Source organism: Vibrio sp. QJM3NY_35, assembly GCF_057785915.1.
Map to the genome: position 1 here is coordinate 495,704 of NZ_CM173508.1, position 21,862 is coordinate 517,565.

Below are 21,862 nucleotides of genomic sequence, written 5' to 3' on the forward strand. Positions count from 1 at the left end.
GGCCTATTCATTTCTTAATCCCCACTCAACTTCAAACTCATCGATTGCAGCTCATCTATTAAATTTTACGGAACCAAGCTCGCCTAACAAAACTTTCTAAATAAACTATCCCAACAAACAAGCTAATCAGAGTCCAACTCGACAAGTTGATTGAGCACTTCTTTGTCCAATACGGGATGATGCTTGCTCGCTAAGATCAGCACAATATCAACCGAGGGTAACGGCGGCATATCATCAAGAATTTTCAAATCTGAAGTCACGCTCAGCTTACCTATCGCGCCAATGGCTAATCCGGCTTTAACGATCGCACGTTGTGCAGAAGCCGTATTGCTACACGCCAACAACTGATAAGGCGTGCCTTGCTTGGTTAAACCATTCACTGCCGCAGCGTGATACTTACAATCGGTCTGAAACAAGGCTAATGGGACGGGTTTAGACTCATCAAACACATAATCAGGGCTGCTTATCCATACTCCGGTATCGTGAGTCAGCCAGTAACCCTCTTCACTATCGGGCGCTCTAGTGACAATCGCGGCATCTAAACGACCATCATCCAGCCACTCTCTGAGCGTAGTGCTGGGCAGGCTAAATATTTGAATAGAACAGGTAGGCTCTGCTTGCTGTAACAGGCGAATCACTTTCGGCAGAATAGTATCGTTGTAGTCTTCAGGGCAGCCGAGTCGCAGAGGTTGTTTGTCTTCGTAACGCTTTACTTGCTTGAGGGCTGTATTGTGGAGCGCGACCAACTGTTCGGCATGAGAACGCAGCGCCAAACCTGCTTCAGTGAGTATTAAATTACGTCCTTCTTTTTGGAAAAGAGTCACGTTGAGCTCTTCTTCCAACTTACGCATCTGCGCACTGAATGCCGATTGGGTGCGATTTATCTGTTTCGCTGCACGTGTGAAACTACTGGTTTCTACGAACGCGAGAAAACCTCGCAAAGCATCAATATCCATATTGAAATCACCACCCATCGTTTTTATTAATGTATTGCATCAAAATTATCCGTTAGTGCGCCGCAATACAATCCCCTAAGCTCAAATGCATACTCACTAAACGCAAGGAAGCAAGGATGCAGCTTTATATTGGAAACCAGAACTACTCAACTTGGTCACTGCGTGCATGGCTAATATTCGACAACTACAACCTCAATGCAGAAGTCATCAAACTCAAGCTATTCACCTCTGATTTTTACGACACTCTGGCGAAAGTGACGCCAACGGCTAAGGTTCCAACCCTAGTTGATGGTGACGTTGCAGTGTGGGATTCATTGGCCATTCTCGAATACGTTAACGACGCCCACTTGAACGGCGCAGCATGGCCCAGTTCAGTGAAAGAACGCGCCCATGCCCGAGCAATTTCCGCAGAAATGCACTCTGGGTTCTTTGCCGTCAGAAATGAAATGCCGATGAACTGCCGCGCCAAAAGAAAGCTCACACTCAGTGAAGACGCATTGAAAGACATCGCACGTATTGATGCAATATGGTCAGCACAAATGGAACAATACCCTGAAGGATGGTTGTTTGGTGAATGGTCGATTGCCGATGCGATGTTTGCACCTGTGGCGTTGCGTGTAGAAACTTATGGAATAGAGCTTTCAGAAAAAGCAAAACAATACCAGCAACGCGTACTCAACAGCCCATCAATACAAAAATGGTTAACAGAGGCAAGCTTAGAAACCGATGTAGTTGAAGAAGATGAGGCGGGTGAGCCAGTATAAAATACAAGACACCCTTCCAAGGCTCACTAGTCTGTGAGCTTTTATCTAAACCTTATTAATTTGGTCGATTGTGATCGCCTAATCACAATGTGCAGATGTGATTGTTTATATTCAAAGAAATTCAAATAGTTAAGATAAACATCATGTTACGAGCAACGATCGCATTACTCAGTATTACTAGCTTCGCCGTATCTGCCAACGCCCCTCTTCCTTCTGGAGAAGACTGGATCAATCATGCTTCTGAAGGGCTGGCACCTTACTGGCTAATGCCTAGTGCTCAGGGAGAACCGATAGGCAACTTCCCGACATTTCGTTGTGATGACGGTACCTTGCTCGATGTTTCTGATGTGTGTCCTGAATTAGACAGAGGCTGGATCACTCCCCACTTCGGCAAAGAGTTTACGCGCATGAAATCACGTCAAACTTATGCCTATGGCGTGCTCTACCACCTTACCGGAGACAAGCAGGCTTTAGCGCTTGCCAAACAAGGCGCCTACTACCTCATTGATCAACTAGAAGATAAGCAAAATGGTGGCTTTATTGGCTACATAAAAGAGGGCAAAGCAGGTCAGAATTGGCAGCAACGTACCTCTCAAGATCAAGCGTATGCGTTGGTTGGACTCGCGATGTATTACTACCTAACCCAAGACAAAAAGGTAGAACAGGCACTCATCGCCCAACAAGCTTTTATCTTTGATAAATATCGACTTAGCGACAACAGTGGTCTTGCATGGGTACTTGCTGACGGTGAGGATGGCAGTGCAGAACGACGCGAGCTTGTCGCACAACTTGATCAAATTAACGGCTACATGTTGTTAGTCGCCCCTTTGCTGCAAGAGCCTGTTAAATCAAAATGGCTTGATGACTTACACTGGCTCACACAAGCCATGATTGATCACTATCACTCTGAAGATGAACATCGCTTCTACGGTGCAATTCACTACAAAGCAGCGATGATGCCGAATGCCAATCACAACGATTTTGGGCACACTATCAAAGCGTATTGGATGACTTACCTTACAGGCCAAGCATTGAATAACTCTGAATGGACAGAGTTTGGCATCAAAGGGATGAAGCACACCTTAGACCAAGCTCAATATCAAAAAGAGTTCGTCGATGTATCCCAATACTTTGGCGAAGAACTTCAACAAGCGTGGAAAGGACAAGAGATTACGGGCTGGCAAAGCAGGCCAAACACGAACTGGGCTTCGTCATGGGAGTGGGCAGAGCTCGACCAAGCTGCGATGACGGTATCGCTTGTCGATGATTCAATGAAAGAAGTCCTGCAATACACGCTACCGACGTTTCATGATGTATGGGTCGATCATCAGTATGGTGGTGTAGGGCTTGAACCTAAGCGCACCAAGGCTTTTCATTGGGGCAACGGTTACCATCAGTTTGAACACGCTTTGATTGGCTATTTATATGCTCGACAAGAGGAAGGTAAACCCGCTGTACTTCACTACGCAAGGCCAACCGACAGCAAGATGCCAATGGAGCCTTACTACTATCAAGGGGATTTGGTTAAGTTGAATAACACTGGAGATGGTACGCAGAAGGTCAGCTTTAATAACATTCGACCTTAGCGTTGGTTGTTTGCTCTAAATGGACTTGAGATGTAGGGCAACGGGGAATGGACAAGGTCAAAGAGCTAACACAATAGTGATGTCGCAGACCAAACAAAAGCCGCTGTTGATCAGCGGCTTTCTTGATGGAGATAAGCGGAGGTTAGTCGTCCAACCCTTTAATTGGGTTCATCGAGTGATAAACGGTGTTCACGTCACCAGTCATCGACAATGAACTCAAGTCATCAATGAAGAAACGGCTGGTCATTGTGTGCTTACCGCCATTGATAAAGATTTCGATCACTGACTTATCGACATAAACTTCGATGGTTTGCTTGGTGCTCAACCTCGGTGCTTTTCTCACTGAGCCAAACTCTTCCGCGTAAAGTTGAGACATCTGACTGCGATCAAGCATGAACTCCGTTTCTGTAGCACTGAACACGATATTCTCGCCCGCAGCATTTGCAAGCGTTAACTCAAACTCGTCCGTTTCCGTTTCAAGCTGAACCATGAAGCTGGTTGTACCCAGTTCAAGAACGCTCTCAACCGTAACCGCTTCGCCTTGCAGCGCTTTCAATTCAGGTAGAGCCCACTGCACCAGATAGCCATCTTGGATGTGAAGCTCGCGTGGTAAAGACAACATGCCCGCCCACTGATGCTCATTAGATGGTGTATCAATCTCAGGCAGACCAATCCAAGCAATCAGAATGCGGCGACCTTTATCATCTAAGTAAGTCTGTGGTGCATAGAAATCGAAGCCATAATCTGGCTGCGCAATATCTTGATGGTTTTCCAGTTCTACCGAATCTAGATTTAGGCTGTCACCGACAATATAAGCCACCGAGTAAATGTTTTTGAAATCGTATGGGTTTTCGCTAGACACACCTTGTGGAGAAAACAACATCACCGACTGATTGTCTATTTCAAAGAAATCTGGGCATTCCCACATATAGCCAAGATCGTTGTAACGAGTTTGAATTGGACCTTTATGCTGCCAATTGATCAGGTCTCGGCTGCGATATAGCGCCATTGAGCCAGTCTCTAGAGGCGTTTGAGCACCCACAACCATCAGATAATCGTCGCCCTGTTTCCACACTTTTGGGTCGCGGAAATGTTCGGTGTAGTGATCGTTTTCGATAACCACGCCGTGCTTTTCTATTTTGCCGTCGACAGACATCTTGGCAAAACATTGAGTTGGCACTCGCAACCAATTTTCATCACGCTTGTTGCCCGTAAAGAACAACAATGCATTGTCGTTTTCAACCAATGCACCACCAGAGTAAACACCGTGAGAGTCGTAATCTTGGTCTGGGTGCAAGCCAATGCCATGGTCTTCGAAGTGAACAAAATCTTTTGTAGACAGGTGATACCAATACTTCATGCCATGAACAGGGCCAACCGGCGTCCATTGGTAAAAAATATGATGCTCGCCGTTGAAGTAACACAAACCATTCGGGTCATTCAGCAAGCCAAATTTGGGAGCAATATGGTAACTAGGGTATCCAGAATCTTGCTTACGCTGTTTTACCATCGCATCCATACTGTCTTGAGAAATCTGCTCTACGCGACAGTACCTTTGCTCTACTGTCCAGTTCGAATTCAAACTCATACACTCTCCTCTGCGGCATTCGTATTTGAAGAGTCTTTTTGAATAAACTGAGTGAGAGCCTCTTGCGTTGGAAGTGCAGTCATCGCACCTTTTTGCGTGGTTGCCAATGCACCACAGCCATTTGCCCACTGGATTGCAGAGTCAACGACTTGTTGATTATTCCACTCTTCATGTTGAGAAAGCTTTGCAAGTAAGCCGCCAACAAAAGCATCGCCTGCGCCTGTAGTATCCACTGGCGTCACTGAGCGACCTGAAATCAACACACCTTGGTTTTCAAATACTCGCCAAACCCCTTTCGCGCCCTGCGTAACCAAAACAAGCGTGTTGTTAAGATCTGCAATGTTAGCCAAACCTTGTTCCACCGAAGTTGAATCGGTTAAGAAATCCAGTTCTTCTTCTGAGAATTTAACCACATCAGCCAATTCAACCGCTTTCATGACCACAGACTTAATTTCAGATGGGTTTTGCCACACTTCATCACGAAGGTTTGGATCGAAGCTGATGTAACCGCCCGCGGCTTTCATACGTCGGATCGCTTCGAAGGTACTGCTTCTGCTTGGTTCATTAGCCAAAGAGATTGAGCAGACGTGTAGCCACTCGTTTTTCTTAAATTCGGGAATGTCTTCAACAGACATAAACTGGTCGGCACTTGGCTTAACCATAAACGTAAAACTGCGCTCGCCTTGGTCATCAAGATCAACCACCACGGTTGATGTGCGTTGTTCAGGGTCCTTCACCAAACGCTCGGTATCCACACCTTCCTTTTGCAGAGTCACTTCCATAAAAGTGCCAAACGGATCGTTACCCACTCGGCCGAAAAATGCGCTTTTGCCTAAAAGGCGAGAAATCGCTACCGCGACATTGGCAGGAGCACCGCCCGGACATTTCAATAATGTCGCGTCAGTCTCCGGAATGAGGTCGACGACGGCGTCTCCAGTTACCCAAACTTGATTCATCTTTCTTACCTTAAAACTGAAAATCATGACAACCGAGAGCGATAGCAATCGAAAGCAGTAGCAACCGAAAGCAAGGTGACACTTCACGCTGTCATGTAAAAATATAAAAAAGGCTAGCTAAGCCAAATCACCTAGCTAGCACCCCAAAGCTTAGGAAATGAAGTGAAAAGGGGGGCTTCACTTCTAGGGATAAACGTTAAGCTGTTGCTTTAATGTTTTGCTTGCTGCGCTCACGCAGACCTAAAACAACGGTCAGAGCAAAGGCAGTCACGAACGCGATAATCATACCTACCACGTAGTAGCCAATTTTTTCTGGTGATATTGAGATGATGCCAGGAATACCCGCCGCACCCAGTGCTTGTGCTTTCACATTGAAAATCGTGATAAACGCGCTTGAAACCGCAGCTGCACAAACCGCAGCAATGAATGGATAGCGAAGCTTCAAGTTCACACCGAACATTGCAGGTTCAGTAATACCAAGCAAACCGGTCACACCAGAAGGAATCGCGATACCTTTCATTTTCTTATCTTTACTCATGAAACCAACCGCCAGTGCCGCTGCACCTTGTGACACGTTAGACATCGCCGCGATAGGGAAGATGAAGGTACCGCCAGTCGTTGCGATATCCGCAAGCAGCTGAGTTTCAATAGCAATAAAGCTATGGTGCATACCAGTAATAACGAACGGCGCATAAATCAAACCAAACACCGCACCACCAATAAAGCCAGCGCTATTGTATAGCCAGTTAAGACCGTCACCCAGTAAGAAGCCGATGTCACGTGTAAATGGCCCCACAACCGTGAATGTCAGTAAGCCAGTCACGAAAATAGCCAGTAGCGGCGTTAGCAAGTTATCCAGAACCGAAGGAATAACTTTACGTAGGCCAAGCTCAACTTTCGCTAGAATAAAAGCAGAAACAAGAACGGGTAGTACTGAACCTTGATAGCCCACTTTCTCGATTTCGAAACCTAAAATGTTCCAAACTGGAATACTGCCCGAAACCGATGCGCCACCGAAGCCCCAGCCGTTAAGCAAGTCTGGGTGAACCATCAACATACCTAAAGCCGCGCCAAGGTATGGGTTACCACCAAACTTCTTACTCGCTGAAAATGCTAATAAAATAGGTAAGTACACAAAAGGAGCATTAGCAAATGTATTGATCATGTTTGCTAAGTCGGTCAACCCCGGATTAGCGTCGATTAAAGATTTGCCATCAATGAATAAACCTTGAGCCGTCAATAGGTTGTAGATACCCATCAACAAACCACCAGCAACAATCGCCGGAATGATTGGTACAAAAATATCAGACAGGCCTTTCACTGCGCGTTGCAGAATATTTTGGTTGTCAGCACCTGCAGACGCCACATCGTTGGTCGACATTTCCGTCATTTCAGTCAGCTTAGCCAGCTCAGCATAAACTTGGTTTACGATGCCTGAGCCAAAGATGATCTGATATTGACCTGCCACTTTAAACTGGCCCTTAACCCCTTCTAGGTTATCAATCGCCTGTTCATCAATTTTATCTTGGTCTGCAACCGCAAGACGCAGACGAGTCGCGCAGTGTGCGAGTGCGGTGATATTACTTTTACCACCTAATAGAGAAAGCAGCTCTTTTGCTATTTTTGGATAATTCATTACATACCCCATTGGATTATCATTTGAGCTTTTGAATTTTCGGGAACGTTTGCAAAACAAATCTTTGCCTAGAAATAACAAATGATCAAAGATAACTGCTCAATAGTGTGAGAATGATCTTCAAATTATCTCCCTAGGATAAGAATACAGGGTTAAAATCCCCTAGTAACAGGTAAATTTGATGCTCTGTTTGCAAACAATCCCAAAACCAAAATTACAATTGGATAATGAATAATGGCTAGTCTTCATGATGTCGCTCGTCTCGCTGGAGTTTCCAAGTCGACGGTTTCTAGAGTAATCAACGATGAGTATGGCGTAAAAGACGCGACCAAGGTGAAGGTGCGTAAAGCGGTCGAAGAGTGTGGCTATCTCCCAAACCAAGTCGCTAAAGACTTGAAATCTCAGAAAACCAATCTCGTTGGTGTGATTGTCCCTAGGGTTTCTTCCCACGCTACCTCTCAAGGTGTCGACGGTTTAACCGCAGTCTTAGAGCAAGCGGGCAAGCATGTTTTATTAGCGAGCACACACCAAACACACCACAAAGAACTTGAATATATTCAGATATTTAACCAAAAGCGCGTTGAAGGCATCATCCTGTACGCGACCCACCTCGACAACCAATTGGTCAAAGCGATTCAAAGCTCTGCTGTGCCGGTGGTATTGGTGGGTCAAGACGGGTCAATGTTTAACATCCCAAGTATTGTGCACGACGACACTCGCGTAGGGTTTGAAGCGGGTAATCGCCTCATAGCGAAAGCTTGTAAACATATGGGATTCATCGGTGTGCAAGGTGATGATATTGCGGTTGATAAGATGAGATCGGAAGGCTTCGCTCAATCGCTTCAATTTAACGACCTCACACTGCAATTTCACGCCCGTGGCGACTTCACCATAGAGTCAGGTTACCAACTGGCTAAACAGTCTCTAAAAGAGCACACCAAGCTCGATGGCCTGTTCTGCGCAACTGACCGTATCGCAATCGGTGCGATCAGAGCCATTCAAGAAGCGGGCCTCGTTCCAGGAAAGGATGTCTTGGTGCTCGGTGTGGGTGATGATGAACTTGCTTCAGTATGCACACCAACGCTGTCTACGTTTAACTATGCATTTGATAAAGCGGGAGAAAATGGAGCCAAGCTGCTACTCGACCGTATTGAGAAAAAAGGCTTTGAAATGAGCAAGATGGTGTTGACCTTCACTACTATTGACCGAGAGTCTTGCTAGCGATTTATTTCAGAGATCAGGTTATCCCAAGATAAAAAATGCCAACCTTCGAGTTGAAACGATAAGGTTGGCATTTGGTGATGCGACTATCACATCATGAGTAACACTCTCTATCTAAACGATATATCAAGCAATTAGAACCAAGTTTCCATCTGCAGTGCAAACAGAACCTCGCCGCCCTCTCCCATCGTTGCAGCATCTGCTTCAGTGCTGATCGAGTAACCATTTAGGTCTTCACTCCAATCCACATAGCTCACAGCGAAACGCAGTTCTGGTCGGTCAAAGAAACCAGTGCTAGTTGAAAGCTTGAGTGTTGGTGCAACTGTCGCTTTGTAGAAACCGCCGCTCGCTTGCTCTGTCGAGTTGTCTAAATCCATGTATTGCAATGAACCTTCGTAAACCATCTCAAAGTTTTCTGAGAACTCTTGAGCTAATCGAACGTTTAAAGAAGCCCATGTGAACTCGTCATTCTTCTTCAGACGGTCTTGGCTATGCTCTGCCATTAATGCAGGTGCTAAGCGCCAGTTGTCGCCAATGCGAGTGACACCGTAGCTAAACAGGCGAACGGCTTTCGCGTCATCCAGTAGATCACCATTTGAACCGATGCCTTTTAGCTCTGCACCTAGGCCGCTACCCACTAACATACCCGTTTTAGAGAAGCCTTCGCTCAGACCAAAGAAGTTGTCTCCATGGTATGCAAACATTGCGTGTACACCGCTTTCAGCTGCGCCATTTAGGCGGCTATCGTTGTCTGCTGAGGTCATACCGCTCAACATCACTTGCCATTGGCCAATACGGTTATTCATGGTTGCAATGTAGTTTTCTACATCTGTTGACGAGCTATCAATCTCACCAAAATCTCGGCCATAAATAGAGAAATTCGCTTTCCAGTTGTCGCTCATCTGAACGTCATAAACGCCCGCACCAGTACCTGATAAGAAGACAATATCCGAATCGAAAAAGTGAATATCAAAGTTGTCGCGATCGAATCGTTTACCCGCCCAAAACGTTGCTTCAGAAAACGCTTCGGATTCAGAGAACATGCTCAGACCGTTCAGTTCTGAATACACTTGTCGTACATTCAACTGGCTTTCACTGGCTGTCCATTCGTTATTTGTTTCAGTACTGTCGGCTAACATGATACGAAACAAGGCACTAGAGCCATCATCCGCAAAGCGCTTATGAATCAAGTTCGCTTCAACGTAATGATCATCTTCCACACCAAGTCGTCCAACTGGTGCACCAATCGCACCCGCCGCTGTCATGTAAGGACCAGTACCTGTCGCGCCGTTTAGGTCGTCGTTGATCAATAACCCAGAGCGTGCATAGCCGTGAAACTCAAACGAAGAAGCCTTTTCATTGGCTTCGGTAGAAACCTGCTCCGTTTGTGCAACTCTTTGTTCTAATTCATTAATACGTTGCTCTAATGCTGCAACGTCTTCACTTGCTAATACCGATGTAGTCATTAGCCCCATTGTTACAGCAACCGCTAAAGTGTGTAGTTTCATTCTTATGTTCTCACGTTAATTGTTTTGGATTGTTTGCAAACGTTCCCAAAATAATTCGTAAGCGCATTTCGGCTTATGATTTTGATGTATAAGCTCTATATCGAAGAAGAAATAGAAATCAGTCGTGTTGATTACTTCACTTTTGTATCTGAGTGGATGATAGATCGATAATTTCGGGAACGTTACCGAAAATACATAATTCTGATAACTTTGTCACAAGTGAAATTGATTAATGGGCGAAAAACTGTGTCTCGCGCACATTAGATCTCTCAGAAAAATAGAGACAAAATCCAGTACGATAAATAAGAAATGCGCTAAAAATGCAACGGGTTGGCTATAAAAATTAATGCCTGAGAAGCGGTTTTTCAGGCTTTAAAAGGCGTTCGTTGGTAACAATAGGTCGTTTTTCGAAAAGTGTATGACACTAACTAACGTGACAGTTTTAGAAAAGTAAAGCGTTTAAAAGACTACTTTCTCTTCCCTTGCTCCACCAACTTTTCATTCCATGCCGTATTGCCGTCACGCTTGGTCACGTCATACTCTGAACAGAACTGAGAGATGGTCATGTTGTTGTCGCCAGTCGCGAGTTTTAGTGCAAGCTGGACTTGTTGAAGTTTGCTTTGCAGACGCAGAATCTGACCAGCATTTGGGCTTTTTTCTTTGGCATACTTTAAGGCTGCATGCTTACGCTCGGCCGCGCCCGCTCGGCGATCGGCTTCTGATAACAGATACTTGAGTTGAGCAACACTCTTGTCTTTCTTGAAGGCAGGATCAAGCAACTCAACGCATTCATCAAACGATGGATCGATAACGTAGGGGTCAACTTTATGAGCTTGTTGGCGCATCCATTCGAGTGCGAGTTTTTCATCTGACATAATTACATCTTTACCAAAGAAACAGCCTTATATGGTATCGCTCAATAGCAAACCGCTGCAATAACAAATTGAGTGACTTTACGCCTTTTTACACTGTGCCGATTGACTAATTTAACAATCACAGCTCCAATAGTTGGCTTTAACGCATCACAAACAGCTCTTCGTGGTAGTGCTTTTCAATATCAAATTGATAGGTGTCTAATTCTTTTTTCAGTGATGTAGAGAACAACTCCGGCCCACAGAAATACATCTCGTATTCGTTGAGGTCGCCACATTGATTGACAATTCTTCCGGCGTTCAGTTGAGGTGAATGTAAGGTGTCTATCACGGTCAACTTCACACCAACCGCGTGTGCAAGGTGCCACAACTCATCGATTAATTGCTTATCAACACCGCGAGTACAATAAAACAGTTCAATACGAGGATGATCTCGTTCTGTTTTGAGCGCTTCAAGTATTGCAAAAAACGACGCTATCCCGACACCACCAGCAATCCAAATTTGTGGCTTGCTTAGGTCAAAATCAAGTCGACCATAGGGTCCTTCAACCGTAACCGCATCGCCCGCTTTCACTCGTTCATATAGGCCATTAGTAAAATCACCCAGCTCTTTGATCAAAAAGCGTAGCTCTGAGTCTTTACTGCCAGAAACAATGGTAAACGGATGCGGGTCTTCATTACCGAAACGCAAGTACGCAAACTGCCCTGCTTCGTGGCCTCGCCATGATGTACTTGGCTTTAACACTAACTCCATCACTTCTGCTTTTGGAAAGTAGCGAGTGGATACAACGGAAGTAGAATGCCGATTACGACGCCCAACCAAACCCAACAAACTGTAAATCGCTGCAATAGACCCAACTAAAGCAAATGCCACCGTTAGGTAATAAATAGGCTGTCCCCAATAGGCATGTTTGAGCAGTATTACCGAGTGAAAAGCGATAAACAGGTACGCGACCGACATCAGGCGATGTGACAATTTGAACGGTTTGTATTTCACTGCCGCCCATAGTGACGCCACAAGTAGAACGAGTAATAAGTAAAAACCCCACTCGCCGATGCTTTGCGCAATACCGCGCAGTTCATTGACCCACGATTCCCAGCCAGTCAGCACCGCTTGTGTCCCTGAACCATCGTGTCGAACAGGCTTATCGAATACGCCAGACGTCACCAGTGACTTAGGGATTTGGTACCACAACCAGTGTGTGACACCCAGCGCCACACCACCGATACCGAGCCATTTATGCACTCGATACGCTTTATCCATACCCTTGATCCAATTCTCAACCATAGGCAAACGCATCGCCAAGATCATGGTGATGGACATTAACATCAGAGACAACATACCCGAGTACTGAATCATGGCAGAGCGCCATTCAAAGACATTGTTTGAAGCGAAAAGTTGCGGTTCCATCGCAAACCAAAAGGCTGACATTGTGGCAATCATTGCCCAGATGATATTGCGGACTGTTTTCATTTTTTAACACTCATAAAGACGACATCATTACTTTAGCTTGCGTGATGTAAAGGGACGTCAACATACGTAAATCTATGCAAAGGCACACGCTCAGCTGATCGTTAGAGGGGGCTTCCGCGTAAATATGATTTGGTTAGTGAACAAGTCGTCGAAAACAAAAATGAGAAGAAGAGAAGATATGAAGGACATGACCCTTTCAAGAAAAGATATACAAGCGATGGATCAGCGAGAGCGCGCTCGCTTAATTAACTCCTTATCGGGGTTCAAGAGCGCAAACCTGATTGGTACCTGTGACAAACAAGGGTTAGAAAATCTTGCTGTGGTGAGCTCTGTGGTTCACCTAGGGTCTGATCCGGCACTGCTTGGTTTTATTGTTCGCCCAGATAAAAGCCGCCGTCATACGCTAGAAAACATTCTAGAAACAAAGTACTTCACCGTTAACAGCATTGGTGCTGACTTTGTTAAAAAGGCCCATCAAACCTCGGCTCGCTACCCTAAACCAGTCTCAGAATTCAACGCGGTCGGCTTAACGGCCTATTATGACGACAAATTCCCCGCTCCCTTCGTCTTGGAGAGCAGTTTAAAGATAGGGTTAGCGTTCAAAGAACAGATCACAATCGAAAGCAATCAAACGCAAATGTTGATCGGTGAAGTTATAACGATTCACGCACCCAAACGCGCCGTGATGCCGGATGGCTACCTTGATTTAGAAGCGTTGGATTTGGTCACGGTATCAGGGCTTGATAGCTACCACGTAACTCAAAGACTGCACCGATTAAGCTATGCAAAACCACAACAGCCACTCTTTCCACTCACTCGCGAAGGTAACCCAACCTCATGGGAAGCGTTCGAACTTAATCTAGACTAATTTTGTTCGGCAATTTGCTATCAAAAGTGCTAACGTCCTTTAATTCCAAGAGATGCATCTCGCTGAGCACCCCATTCATTCTTACGTCTGTTTCCAAGGACCCTTTTGAAGTTAACTCACTTTAAATACAAAACGCGCGAAGGCCCAGACTACCGGCACGGCGACCAGGTGTCTTTTATGGACATCAAACAGACCTTCGGTATGGGCAGCATTCGTGTGGGGGCTTGGGTCACGAAAGAAGAAAAAGAGTTGGCCGCAAATCTGATATTCGACTCGCTAGCCGACTTGGCTTACATCTTGGCTTTGCCACCAGAGGCAATTGGCCTTCGTGGCACATTAGGCTTAGCGTTTGGCAGTGGTGGCAGAAAAGGCGTACAAGCACACTACGCCCCAAACCAGAGAGAATTAGCCCTCGCCAAGAACGCTGGAGCTGGCGCGCTCGCACACGAGTTTTGGCATGCGTTTGACCACTATATCGCAGAGAAAGCGTTTGAAATCGGCGATACCTCGGGCCCTCGCAAGCAGATCCTGTTCGCCAGCGACTGTTGGTTGCACGATAGAAAGGTGCGACCTCATCCATTAAACGAAAGTTTGATGTCTCTGTTTGATGCCACACTGCTTAGCGACAATAACTTGGACAAACACGATTATGTGGCGCGAAGTGTTATTGCCGACAAAGCGATGTCTGCCCGTTACTTCTCACTACCCACAGAGATGATGGCGCGCGCTTTTGAATCCGTGATTGAATCGTGTTCCGATATCAAGAACGCTTATCTAGTGGATGGCACAACCAAGCCTGATATGTACCCCGTGTATCCTGATATGGCGCATCGCAAACAGATATACCAAGCCCTGCAAGGTTACTTCGCACCATTAGGGCGATCTTTGAGTAAATAACATTTTGAGTCAGTAACTCTCTGCATATTTACAATGAATGACATGTACCATAAGTTGATCATGTGTAACCTCTGATATAACATGTACAACAAGCAGAACATGTAGAATAGTTAATTCATGAATGATTAACTATTCTGTGTATATAGAAAGATTAAACATATCCAAAAACAACAGGGTAAATAAGTAATGAATATTGTTTCTTTTACTGAGGCCAGAAATAGCCTTAAGTCTGTGCTCGATAGAGTGGTAGACGATTCTGATGTTACGGTAATAACCAGACGCGATTCAGAAGATGCAGTTGTCATGTCTCTTGATCATTTTAATTCAATGCAAGAAACCTTGTACCTAATGAGCTCGCCTAAAAACGCTGAAAGATTGGCTGAATCCATTGCTCAACTCGAAGCCGGAAATACAACCGTTCGAGAATTGAATAATGACGAATGATCGAAAAATTGTATTTACAGATAATGCTTGCGAAGATTACCTATACTGGCAAACCCAAGACAAGAAAACGCTCAAGAAACTAAATAAGTTGATCGAAGCCGCCAAAAGAATGCCCTTTGAAGGGATTGGAAAGCCGGAGCCACTAGTCGGCAACCTGTCTGGCTTTTGGTCAAGACGAATCGATGACAAGAATCGATTAGTGTATAAAGCAGATGACGATAACTTTTACATAATTGCTTGTCGTCACCACTATTAAAAGCAGTAAGCAGCACATAGAAAGGGCAGTGATGATCAGTTGGCCATCTTTGGTAAAACTCGACGGTGACGATGAGCTTATTTACGTCGCGTCCGAACAAGATTTTCAAGCGGAATGCTCAGAGATGATCTTAGGTGAAGATGATTACCTGATTGATTCAGTTGGCGACAGCTATTCGCTTCAATCGAGTTCTAACCAACTGTCTCTAGCTAAACGAGCCAACCAGTATTCGGTTGAAAGCGTGACCAAACTGATTCGAAATCACGAGTTCCAAAAAGCAGAAGTGTGCCTGATGAAGATCCACTTCCTGACGATTGAAGAAGCAATTCAATCTTTGGCGTTTGAGCCTCGTTAATATTGGTTATCAATTCGAAACCTATATTCGAATCAGAACAAACAAAAACAGCGCCAATTTAGACGCTGTTTTCTAGGGTGCAATGAGTGGTAATAACCTCAACAACTAAGACGTCGCTTTGTGCGTAATTCCTGACTTATCAACAACCCCTTCAGCAAACTCACCACGCTCAAGTTTTTCGCGTAAAATTGCATGCTGGTCTTCAGTAAAGGTATAACGAGACATAATAAATATACGTACCAAAGCCCCTAAAGCCGGCAGTAAAGCAATACAAAAGAACATGCCATTCAATGCTGTTTCTGTTTGGTCCGCATTTGGAACATAACCAATAGTTGTCAGGATCAGACCTGTTAAACCACCTGCTACCGCAACGGATAATTTACCTGTAAATGTTTGACCAGAGAAAGTTATCGCTGCTGTACGCTTACCACTATGGTAGTAAGAGTATTCAACAGTATCTGCAATCATCGCTGAAATAAGCGGGTTAGTCATCATAAAGAGCCCCGTTACTACTGCCAGCCACATCATCACCACCGTTGTGTTGTCATAACCTGTTAGATAAAAACCAACACGTGCGATAATTTCCAACACACATAGAGCAATAAAGATATCTCTCTTCTTGAAACGTTTAGTTAGGATTGGCGTCGCTAAACACGCGATAGCACTGACTAAAGTGATAGTACCAATCAATGAAACTAAACCTGCATCGCCCATGTTGTAGGTGAAAAAGAAAATGTATAAACCATTAACTAGATTGAAGAACACATTCATAAAGAATGCAGCCAAGATGAAGAATAATGGCTTGTTTTTACGTACCGCTTGAAAAGTATCTTTCAGTGTTACTTTTTCACAGCTCGCCGTCGAAATACGCTCTTTGGTATTGTAGAAACCGTTCAGCATAAACAGCAGACCTGCCACCATCAATACGATAACAGCAGGTAAGTAACCTTGATCAGCACGACCATCAGCAAAAAATGCGCTTAATTTAGGAAAAATAACCAGCGTTGCGCCAATACCAGCATTAACACCTAACATGGCACACGTTGCTGCTTTGGCACGCTCTTGAGGCTCATCAGTCATCACCGACGACATTGACCAAAATGGCACATCAGAGATGGTATAAAGAGTACCCCACAGAATATAAGTGATACCTGCATACATCACTTTAGTCGACATGTCCGCATCGATATTATAGAAGGCAACGATGGTCACCAATACAATCAAAAATGGAGTAAACAACATGTAGGGACGGAACTTACCGAAGCGAGATTCTAACGTATCCATATAGCCAGCAATCAACGGATCATTAACAGCATCCCACACTCGTGCAATAAGAAATATGGTACTCGCAGCAATCGGCGAAATACCGAGAATATCGGTGTAGAAGTATAAGATGAACGAGCCAACCAAGCCAAAACTAAAGCATTGGCCCACGCCATAGCCGAAATAAGAAATCAGCTCTCTATTGTTCAATCTATTTTTTATAGTAGTCATTGTTCACGTCTCGGTTGATTTGATTCTAGTTTAGAAGCCGACCTTTTTCTCTAGGCCGGCTAAATGACAGTTATTCCACCTCTGCGAGTGTTTGAATCAACTGTACTTCGCTTGCATCATATGGCTGTCCTTGCTCATCAAGCAGATCGTGGAACCACTGACTGGCATAGTTAACGTCATTGCGTTTAATTTCAGGCCAAGGAAGGTGCGTTTGTGTTTTACCTTTCACTAATCCCCATTGATAGCAGCCAATATTCTTATCTTTAAAAATTGGCAGCTGTTCATGTAAGGAAGATTGTGCATGACGTGCTAACCACTCGGTACACATCATCGGGCGATTGTGCGCTTGCACAACTTTCAGCGCTTCATGGAACAAATCCAACGGAAGATAAGCATGGAAAGTGATAATGTCCGATAGCTCCATCGCTCGGCGATCGGTTGGATGCTCAAAAATAGGCAAACTACGGTCGAGAATACTAGGGCAATGCCATGCACCCACCGTTAGGGGCTGAGTCGGGTTCACATCGCGCGCCCACTCAAACGCTTTTTCCATCAACTCGTGGCTGAACATCTCCATTTCTTCATCGTAAGCTAGCTCACCAGTGGTGGTAAAAATCATACGGTTGGTTGGCTCGTTGTACAGATCCCAAATCGCAATACGCGGGTCGTTTTTATAAGTCGAGATAATGTCACGGATGTAAGTTTCAACGTCACCCCACTGTGACTTATCCATTACAACATTACGACCTGGGCTGGCCGCAGCTTGGCTATTATGCAGGTCAGGGACAGGGGCTTTTTGTTGACCTAGATACGGATGGTCACCGGAGAATCCACAATCATCCATTGGGGTCATCATCACCTTAATCTGGTTTCGTTCACAAATATCTAAGAAATGATCAATGCGCTCATGCAGTCCTTGGCGGTCGACTTGCCACACAATGAAAGGCAAATTGGTACGCAGTGTGTTGTAGCCAACCTCTCTCGCCCAAGCCAACTCTTGTTCCATTATTTCTGGTGAAAATGAGTCGGCTTGCCACATTTCGTTCCAGTTTACAGCCGTCCTTGGTAAGTAATTAAATCCACGTAACCATCCATGTTGTTGTTGCCATTGCCACGCTTTGTCTTCAGACCATCTTTTCATCTTACTCACCTTGAAACTAAATTATTAACTAATAATATTAGCTAATATAATGAGCTGCATTTTTATCGCTACTATCTAAGATTAAAAACGAGTGAGCAATCACAACTATCAGACTGCTCGGACAACTTTTTGTGATCCCCATCTTTAACAGGTGATCGAAAGCTGATAATTAGCTAATATCTTTAGCTAACTAAGTTGGGTTGAAATTTACGATGGCTAAAAAAATCACTATGAGTGACATTGCTGCAGCGGCAGGTGTGTCTCAATCAACGGTATCACTGGTACTTAATGGTTCAACGTCTGTAAAAATTGCAGACACCACAAAAAGTAAAGTGCTCGATACCGCCGAATCACTTGGCTACAAAAATAAGAAAGTCGCTCATGCGCTGGGTCGACCTAATAAAATAGCACTGGTTGTCAACGGGTTATCGAGTTATGACCCTTTTATTGATGCTATAAACTCAGCGCGTGAAGAGGCTTGGGCGAACGACTTTATTTTAGTGATCTTCAATTACAGCCACGATGAAGTGCTAGCGAGCAAAATTGAAGTGGAAATCAACAGCGGAGATTATGCAGGCTTGGTGTACGCATCGAGCATGACTCGTGAACTTGAACAACAACGGGTCAATATGCCTCTGCCAACCGTGCTCCTAAACTGCACAAACGAAAGCAATAGCGATGCACCAAGCATTTTACCTGCCGATATGATCGGTGCTTACAAAGCGGTCTCTCACCTTATCCAACAAGGCTATTGTCGTATTGCTATGCTCACGGGCGAAAACTGGATGCTTGCGAGCCAACAACGCAGTGAAGGCTACCGTCAGGCACTAATTGATGCCGATATTGTCCCGAACAGCAATTACTTAGCAGAGGCCAACTGGTCATTAAAAGAAGCACATCAGCAGACATTAGCTTTGTTTAAGTTAGCTCAACCACCAGAAGCTATCTTTTGTGGCAGTGATTACATGGCGATGGGGTGCTATCAAGCACTGTCTGAACTAGGGCTTAAGATCCCTCAAGATGTCGCGGTCGTTGGCTACGATAACCAACAAATCGCATCGGAAAGTTTTCCTGCGTTAACATCCGTTGAATTACCTTACTCAGATATGGGCAAGCTAGCGATTGAGTCCTTAATGGCGCAAATTGAGGCTCAGCCTTTGTTATCCAGTAGACGAAAAGTGGAAGGAGAATTGATTATTCGTACATCCTCAACACCATCGGATAAGGTGGGCACATAGCCCACCAATAGTTAGGGCCTAAAACTTAAACTGATAAACCGTCTGATGTTGATAAAGCTCTCCAGACTTCAGGAGCCCGCGGTTAGGTCCCCATTCTGGCTTATTAGGACCATCTGGAAAATATTGGGTTTCTAAGCAAAGACCATCGTACAACTCATAATTTTTACTCTTACCAGGCGTCCCTGCTAGAAAGTTACCCGAATAAAACTGAATAGCAGGCTTCGTCGTTTTTACCTTCATCACGACTTCTTTTGCAGGTGCAACCAGAACCGCTGCAACCGACTCTCCATCGGTCACTTCAGGCTGAAACACAAAAGCATGATCATAGCCACCAGCCATTTTCTGGTCCGACTCAGTCAGAAAATCCCGCCCAATGAGCTTTGCGTGTGAAAAATCAAAACTCGTATCCTTAACCGCCTTTATTTCTCCCGTTGGTATTAAGCCTTGATCTGTCGGTAAATAATGGCCTGAACTCAACTGCAATACATGATCCAAGCTTTTCGAACCAGAAGCCTCACCAGCCAAATTAAAGTAAGCATGATTGGTTAAGTTAACGGGGCAAGTCTTATCAGTATTGGCTTCATAAGAAATAAATACTTGGTTGTCATCCGTTAGAGAATAGGTAACTTTGACACCAAGATTACCCGGATACCCTTGATCACCATCTTTGGTATGAAGAGTAAACACTACCTTTTGTGCACTTTGTTCAACAATGCTCCAACGCTTTTTATCAAAGCCCTCTACTCCACCATGTAATGAGTTTTCACCATTATTAACCCCGAGTTGGTAGCGCTTCCCTTCAAGTTCGAATTGGCCTTTAGCGATACGGTTTGCAAAACGCCCAACAATCGCACCAAAATAAGAGCTCTGCTCCATATGTTCAGCCATATTGGGTGAGCGAAGTAACACCTCTCGAGCTACTTCATTCACTGGCATAGAACAACTCAGCCAAGTAGCTCCAATATCCATGAAGGATACACTCATTCCATTGCTGTTCTTGAGGTGGACCAGTTTAGCTAACTGACCATCAAACGATGGAGTGGATGCCATGTCTTGCTCTAATTGCTCAAAGTTAGTAATCATTAGTGCCTCTTCGTCTCACAAAAATAGCGTTATATCACCACTACCCCACTTGCAACTAATAATATTAGCTAATATTTTGATCTAAGTTGCCTTTTACTTAATTCACATACCTTTTCAAGCGTCAGAAACAAAAACAACGCCAATTCAGGCGCTGTTTTTGTTTGTTATTTAGCTAATACATTAAGCGATAAAAATCTGTGCTAGCGCATAACCCAAACAACATGCACCTACTACACCGATTAAACCCACCGACATGAATGAGTGGTTGAAGTACCACTTACCAATCTTGGTGGTGCCAGAGACATCGAAGTTAACCGTTGCGATATCTGATGGGTAGTTCGGGATGAAGAAGTAGCCGTAAACCGCTGGCATCAAGCCGATAAGCAGGGCTGGGTCTAGTCCTAAGCCAAGACCAACCGGTAGCATCATACGTGCAGTAGCGGCTTGAGAGTTCACCACAACTGATACGATGAATAGCGCTAGCGCGAACGTCCATGGGTAGTTGGTCACCATTTCCACGATGCCAGATTTGAACTGAGGCATTGCGTATTGGAAGTAGGTATCCGACATCCAAGCGATACCGAAGATAGCAATCGCCGCCACCATACCCGATTTGAATACCACGCCGTTTGGCACATCACGTGGGTCAGTTTTGGTTGCCAGCAAGATGATACCGCCGAAACAGAGCATCATCATTTGGATGATCACCGACATCTTGATTGGTTTGTCGCCGTCTACGATGGTTCTGATCTCAGGCACCATCGCCACGATAACAATCACGACAATCGACAACAGGAAAATCAACACGGCATTACGAGCCGAAGTTGGCAGCACTTCATCCAAAGACGTCGCAGTGGTGCTTTCGATGCGCTTTTTCCACTCAGGATCTTTTAGACGCGCTTGATATTCAGGATCGTCGTTCAATTCTTTACCACGTTTCAAACTATACAGAGAAAGTAAAAGTGTGCCGAACAGCGTTGCAGGAACCGTCACCATCAAAATGGAAAGCAGAGTAATGGAGTGTTGGACATCGGAAAGTTGCGCGAGGTAATACACCACTGCAGCCGAGATTGGAGAAGCCGTAATCGCTAGCTGAGACGCCACTGATGCCGCTGCCATTGGACGCTCAGGACGAATACCATTCTTCAACGCAACATCGCCAATGATTGGCATGATTGAGTAAACCGCGTGGCCAGTACCCAATAGGAAAGTCATCGAGTAAGTCACGAACGGTGCTATCAAGGTGACGCGTTTCGGGTTCTTTCTCAGTACCCTTTCCGCGACTTGCAACATGTATTTCAAACCACCAGCCGCTTCGAGGATCGAGGCACAAGTAACAACAGCGAGGATGATCAACATTACAGTGACCGGTGGAGACGTTGGTGGCATCTTGAAGACAAACACCTCGATGACCAAACCAATACCAGAAACAACACCTAAGCCAATACCGCCATACCGAGACCCGATATAAAGGACGACTAATAAAAATAGAAATTCAAAATACAACATAAGCAACCCTGCTAAA

At 44.9% G+C, this 21,862-nt stretch carries 20 protein-coding genes; 9 read left to right on the plus strand and 11 right to left on the minus strand.

The features are described from left to right. Positions 1 to 122: 122 nt before the first annotated feature. Positions 123 to 974 carry a LysR family transcriptional regulator gene (locus tag AC3CH3_RS17650; RefSeq protein ID WP_488538840.1) on the minus strand — a complete coding sequence of 284 codons (852 nt, stop codon included), beginning with the start codon at positions 972 to 974 and terminating at the stop codon, positions 123 to 125. Positions 975 to 1,072: 98 nt separating this feature from the next. Between AC3CH3_RS17650 and AC3CH3_RS17655 the strand changes: the two genes are divergently transcribed. Both AC3CH3_RS17655 and AC3CH3_RS17660 read left to right on the plus strand, forming a co-directional pair. After that, entirely contained in the window at positions 1,073 to 1,720 is a 648-nt protein-coding gene (locus AC3CH3_RS17655; RefSeq protein WP_488538841.1) for a glutathione S-transferase family protein, read from the plus strand. Between the two features lie 143 nt (positions 1,721 to 1,863). Then, on the plus strand, positions 1,864 to 3,306 hold the full coding sequence (locus AC3CH3_RS17660) for an AGE family epimerase/isomerase (protein WP_488538842.1): 1,443 nt from the start codon (positions 1,864 to 1,866) through the stop codon (positions 3,304 to 3,306). A 142-nt stretch (positions 3,307 to 3,448) separates the two neighbouring features. On the opposite strand, the gene AC3CH3_RS17665 is transcribed toward AC3CH3_RS17660, so the two are convergent. From AC3CH3_RS17665 to AC3CH3_RS17675, 3 genes are all read right to left on the minus strand, one after another. Further along, the gene (locus tag AC3CH3_RS17665; protein WP_488538843.1) at positions 3,449 to 4,894 is read right to left on the minus strand and encodes a sucrose-6-phosphate hydrolase; all 1,446 of its coding nucleotides are present in this window, start codon (positions 4,892 to 4,894) and stop codon (positions 3,449 to 3,451) included. After that, positions 4,891 to 5,850 (minus strand): fructokinase, encoded by a 960-nt coding sequence (gene cscK / locus AC3CH3_RS17670; protein WP_488538844.1) that lies wholly within the window; start codon positions 5,848 to 5,850, stop codon positions 4,891 to 4,893. Before cscK ends, AC3CH3_RS17665 begins: the two co-directional genes overlap by 4 nt. Before the next feature lie 196 nt (positions 5,851 to 6,046). Beyond that, positions 6,047 to 7,486: a sucrose-specific PTS transporter subunit IIBC gene (locus AC3CH3_RS17675; protein WP_488538845.1), complete on the minus strand. Its 1,440-nt coding sequence runs from the start codon at positions 7,484 to 7,486 to the stop codon at positions 6,047 to 6,049. Positions 7,487 to 7,720: 234 nt separating this feature from the next. On the opposite strand from AC3CH3_RS17675, the gene AC3CH3_RS17680 reads away from it, so the two are divergent. Further along, positions 7,721 to 8,707 (plus strand): LacI family DNA-binding transcriptional regulator, encoded by a 987-nt coding sequence (locus AC3CH3_RS17680; RefSeq protein ID WP_019821278.1) that lies wholly within the window; start codon positions 7,721 to 7,723, stop codon positions 8,705 to 8,707. Between the two features lie 134 nt (positions 8,708 to 8,841). On the opposite strand, the gene AC3CH3_RS17685 is transcribed toward AC3CH3_RS17680, so the two are convergent. The 3 genes from AC3CH3_RS17685 to AC3CH3_RS17695 form a co-directional block, all read right to left on the minus strand. Further along, on the minus strand, positions 8,842 to 10,215 hold the full coding sequence (locus AC3CH3_RS17685) for a carbohydrate porin (RefSeq protein ID WP_488538846.1): 1,374 nt from the start codon (positions 10,213 to 10,215) through the stop codon (positions 8,842 to 8,844). Positions 10,216 to 10,682: 467 nt separating this feature from the next. After that, positions 10,683 to 11,090 (minus strand): hypothetical protein, encoded by a 408-nt coding sequence (locus AC3CH3_RS17690; protein ID WP_488538847.1) that lies wholly within the window; start codon positions 11,088 to 11,090, stop codon positions 10,683 to 10,685. A 139-nt stretch (positions 11,091 to 11,229) separates the two neighbouring features. Beyond that, complete coding sequence (locus tag AC3CH3_RS17695; protein WP_488538848.1) at positions 11,230 to 12,561, minus strand: ferredoxin reductase family protein; 1,332 nt, start codon at positions 12,559 to 12,561, stop codon at positions 11,230 to 11,232. A gap of 178 nt (positions 12,562 to 12,739) precedes the next feature. Between AC3CH3_RS17695 and AC3CH3_RS17700 the strand changes: the two genes are divergently transcribed. From AC3CH3_RS17700 to AC3CH3_RS17720, 5 genes are all read left to right on the plus strand, one after another. Continuing rightward, on the plus strand, positions 12,740 to 13,429 hold the full coding sequence (locus AC3CH3_RS17700) for a flavin reductase family protein (protein ID WP_488538849.1): 690 nt from the start codon (positions 12,740 to 12,742) through the stop codon (positions 13,427 to 13,429). A gap of 105 nt (positions 13,430 to 13,534) precedes the next feature. Continuing rightward, positions 13,535 to 14,326 (plus strand): CLCA_X family protein, encoded by a 792-nt coding sequence (locus AC3CH3_RS17705; protein WP_019821274.1) that lies wholly within the window; start codon positions 13,535 to 13,537, stop codon positions 14,324 to 14,326. 186 nt (positions 14,327 to 14,512) lie between these two features. Then, positions 14,513 to 14,770, plus strand: a complete 258-nt coding sequence (locus tag AC3CH3_RS17710; protein WP_017061616.1) for a type II toxin-antitoxin system Phd/YefM family antitoxin — start codon at positions 14,513 to 14,515, stop codon at positions 14,768 to 14,770. After that, positions 14,760 to 15,026 (plus strand): Txe/YoeB family addiction module toxin, encoded by a 267-nt coding sequence (locus tag AC3CH3_RS17715; RefSeq protein WP_488538850.1) that lies wholly within the window; start codon positions 14,760 to 14,762, stop codon positions 15,024 to 15,026. Before AC3CH3_RS17710 ends, AC3CH3_RS17715 begins: the two co-directional genes overlap by 11 nt. Positions 15,027 to 15,057: 31 nt before the next feature. Then, positions 15,058 to 15,381: a DUF4144 domain-containing protein gene (locus AC3CH3_RS17720; RefSeq protein WP_019821270.1), complete on the plus strand. Its 324-nt coding sequence runs from the start codon at positions 15,058 to 15,060 to the stop codon at positions 15,379 to 15,381. Positions 15,382 to 15,486: 105 nt separating this feature from the next. Here AC3CH3_RS17720 and AC3CH3_RS17725 read toward each other — a convergent pair whose 3' ends face one another. Both AC3CH3_RS17725 and AC3CH3_RS17730 read right to left on the minus strand, forming a co-directional pair. Beyond that, positions 15,487 to 16,875: an MFS transporter gene (locus AC3CH3_RS17725; protein ID WP_488538851.1), complete on the minus strand. Its 1,389-nt coding sequence runs from the start codon at positions 16,873 to 16,875 to the stop codon at positions 15,487 to 15,489. A 70-nt stretch (positions 16,876 to 16,945) separates the two neighbouring features. Then, a complete protein-coding gene (locus tag AC3CH3_RS17730) occupies positions 16,946 to 18,016 on the minus strand; it encodes a cellulase family glycosylhydrolase (RefSeq protein ID WP_019821267.1) in 1,071 nt (356 codons plus the stop codon). A gap of 212 nt (positions 18,017 to 18,228) precedes the next feature. Here AC3CH3_RS17730 and AC3CH3_RS17735 point away from each other — a divergent pair, with 212 nt between their 5' ends. After that, positions 18,229 to 19,254 (plus strand): LacI family DNA-binding transcriptional regulator, encoded by a 1,026-nt coding sequence (locus tag AC3CH3_RS17735; protein WP_019821266.1) that lies wholly within the window; start codon positions 18,229 to 18,231, stop codon positions 19,252 to 19,254. 18 nt (positions 19,255 to 19,272) lie between these two features. Here AC3CH3_RS17735 and galM read toward each other — a convergent pair whose 3' ends face one another. Together galM and AC3CH3_RS17745 are read right to left on the minus strand one after the other, a co-directional pair. After that, a complete protein-coding gene (galM, locus tag AC3CH3_RS17740; protein ID WP_488538852.1) occupies positions 19,273 to 20,337 on the minus strand; it encodes a galactose-1-epimerase in 1,065 nt (354 codons plus the stop codon). 180 nt (positions 20,338 to 20,517) lie between these two features. Beyond that, on the minus strand, positions 20,518 to 21,846 hold the full coding sequence (locus tag AC3CH3_RS17745; RefSeq protein WP_029405360.1) for an anaerobic C4-dicarboxylate transporter: 1,329 nt from the start codon (positions 21,844 to 21,846) through the stop codon (positions 20,518 to 20,520). Positions 21,847 to 21,862 lie beyond the last annotated feature (16 nt).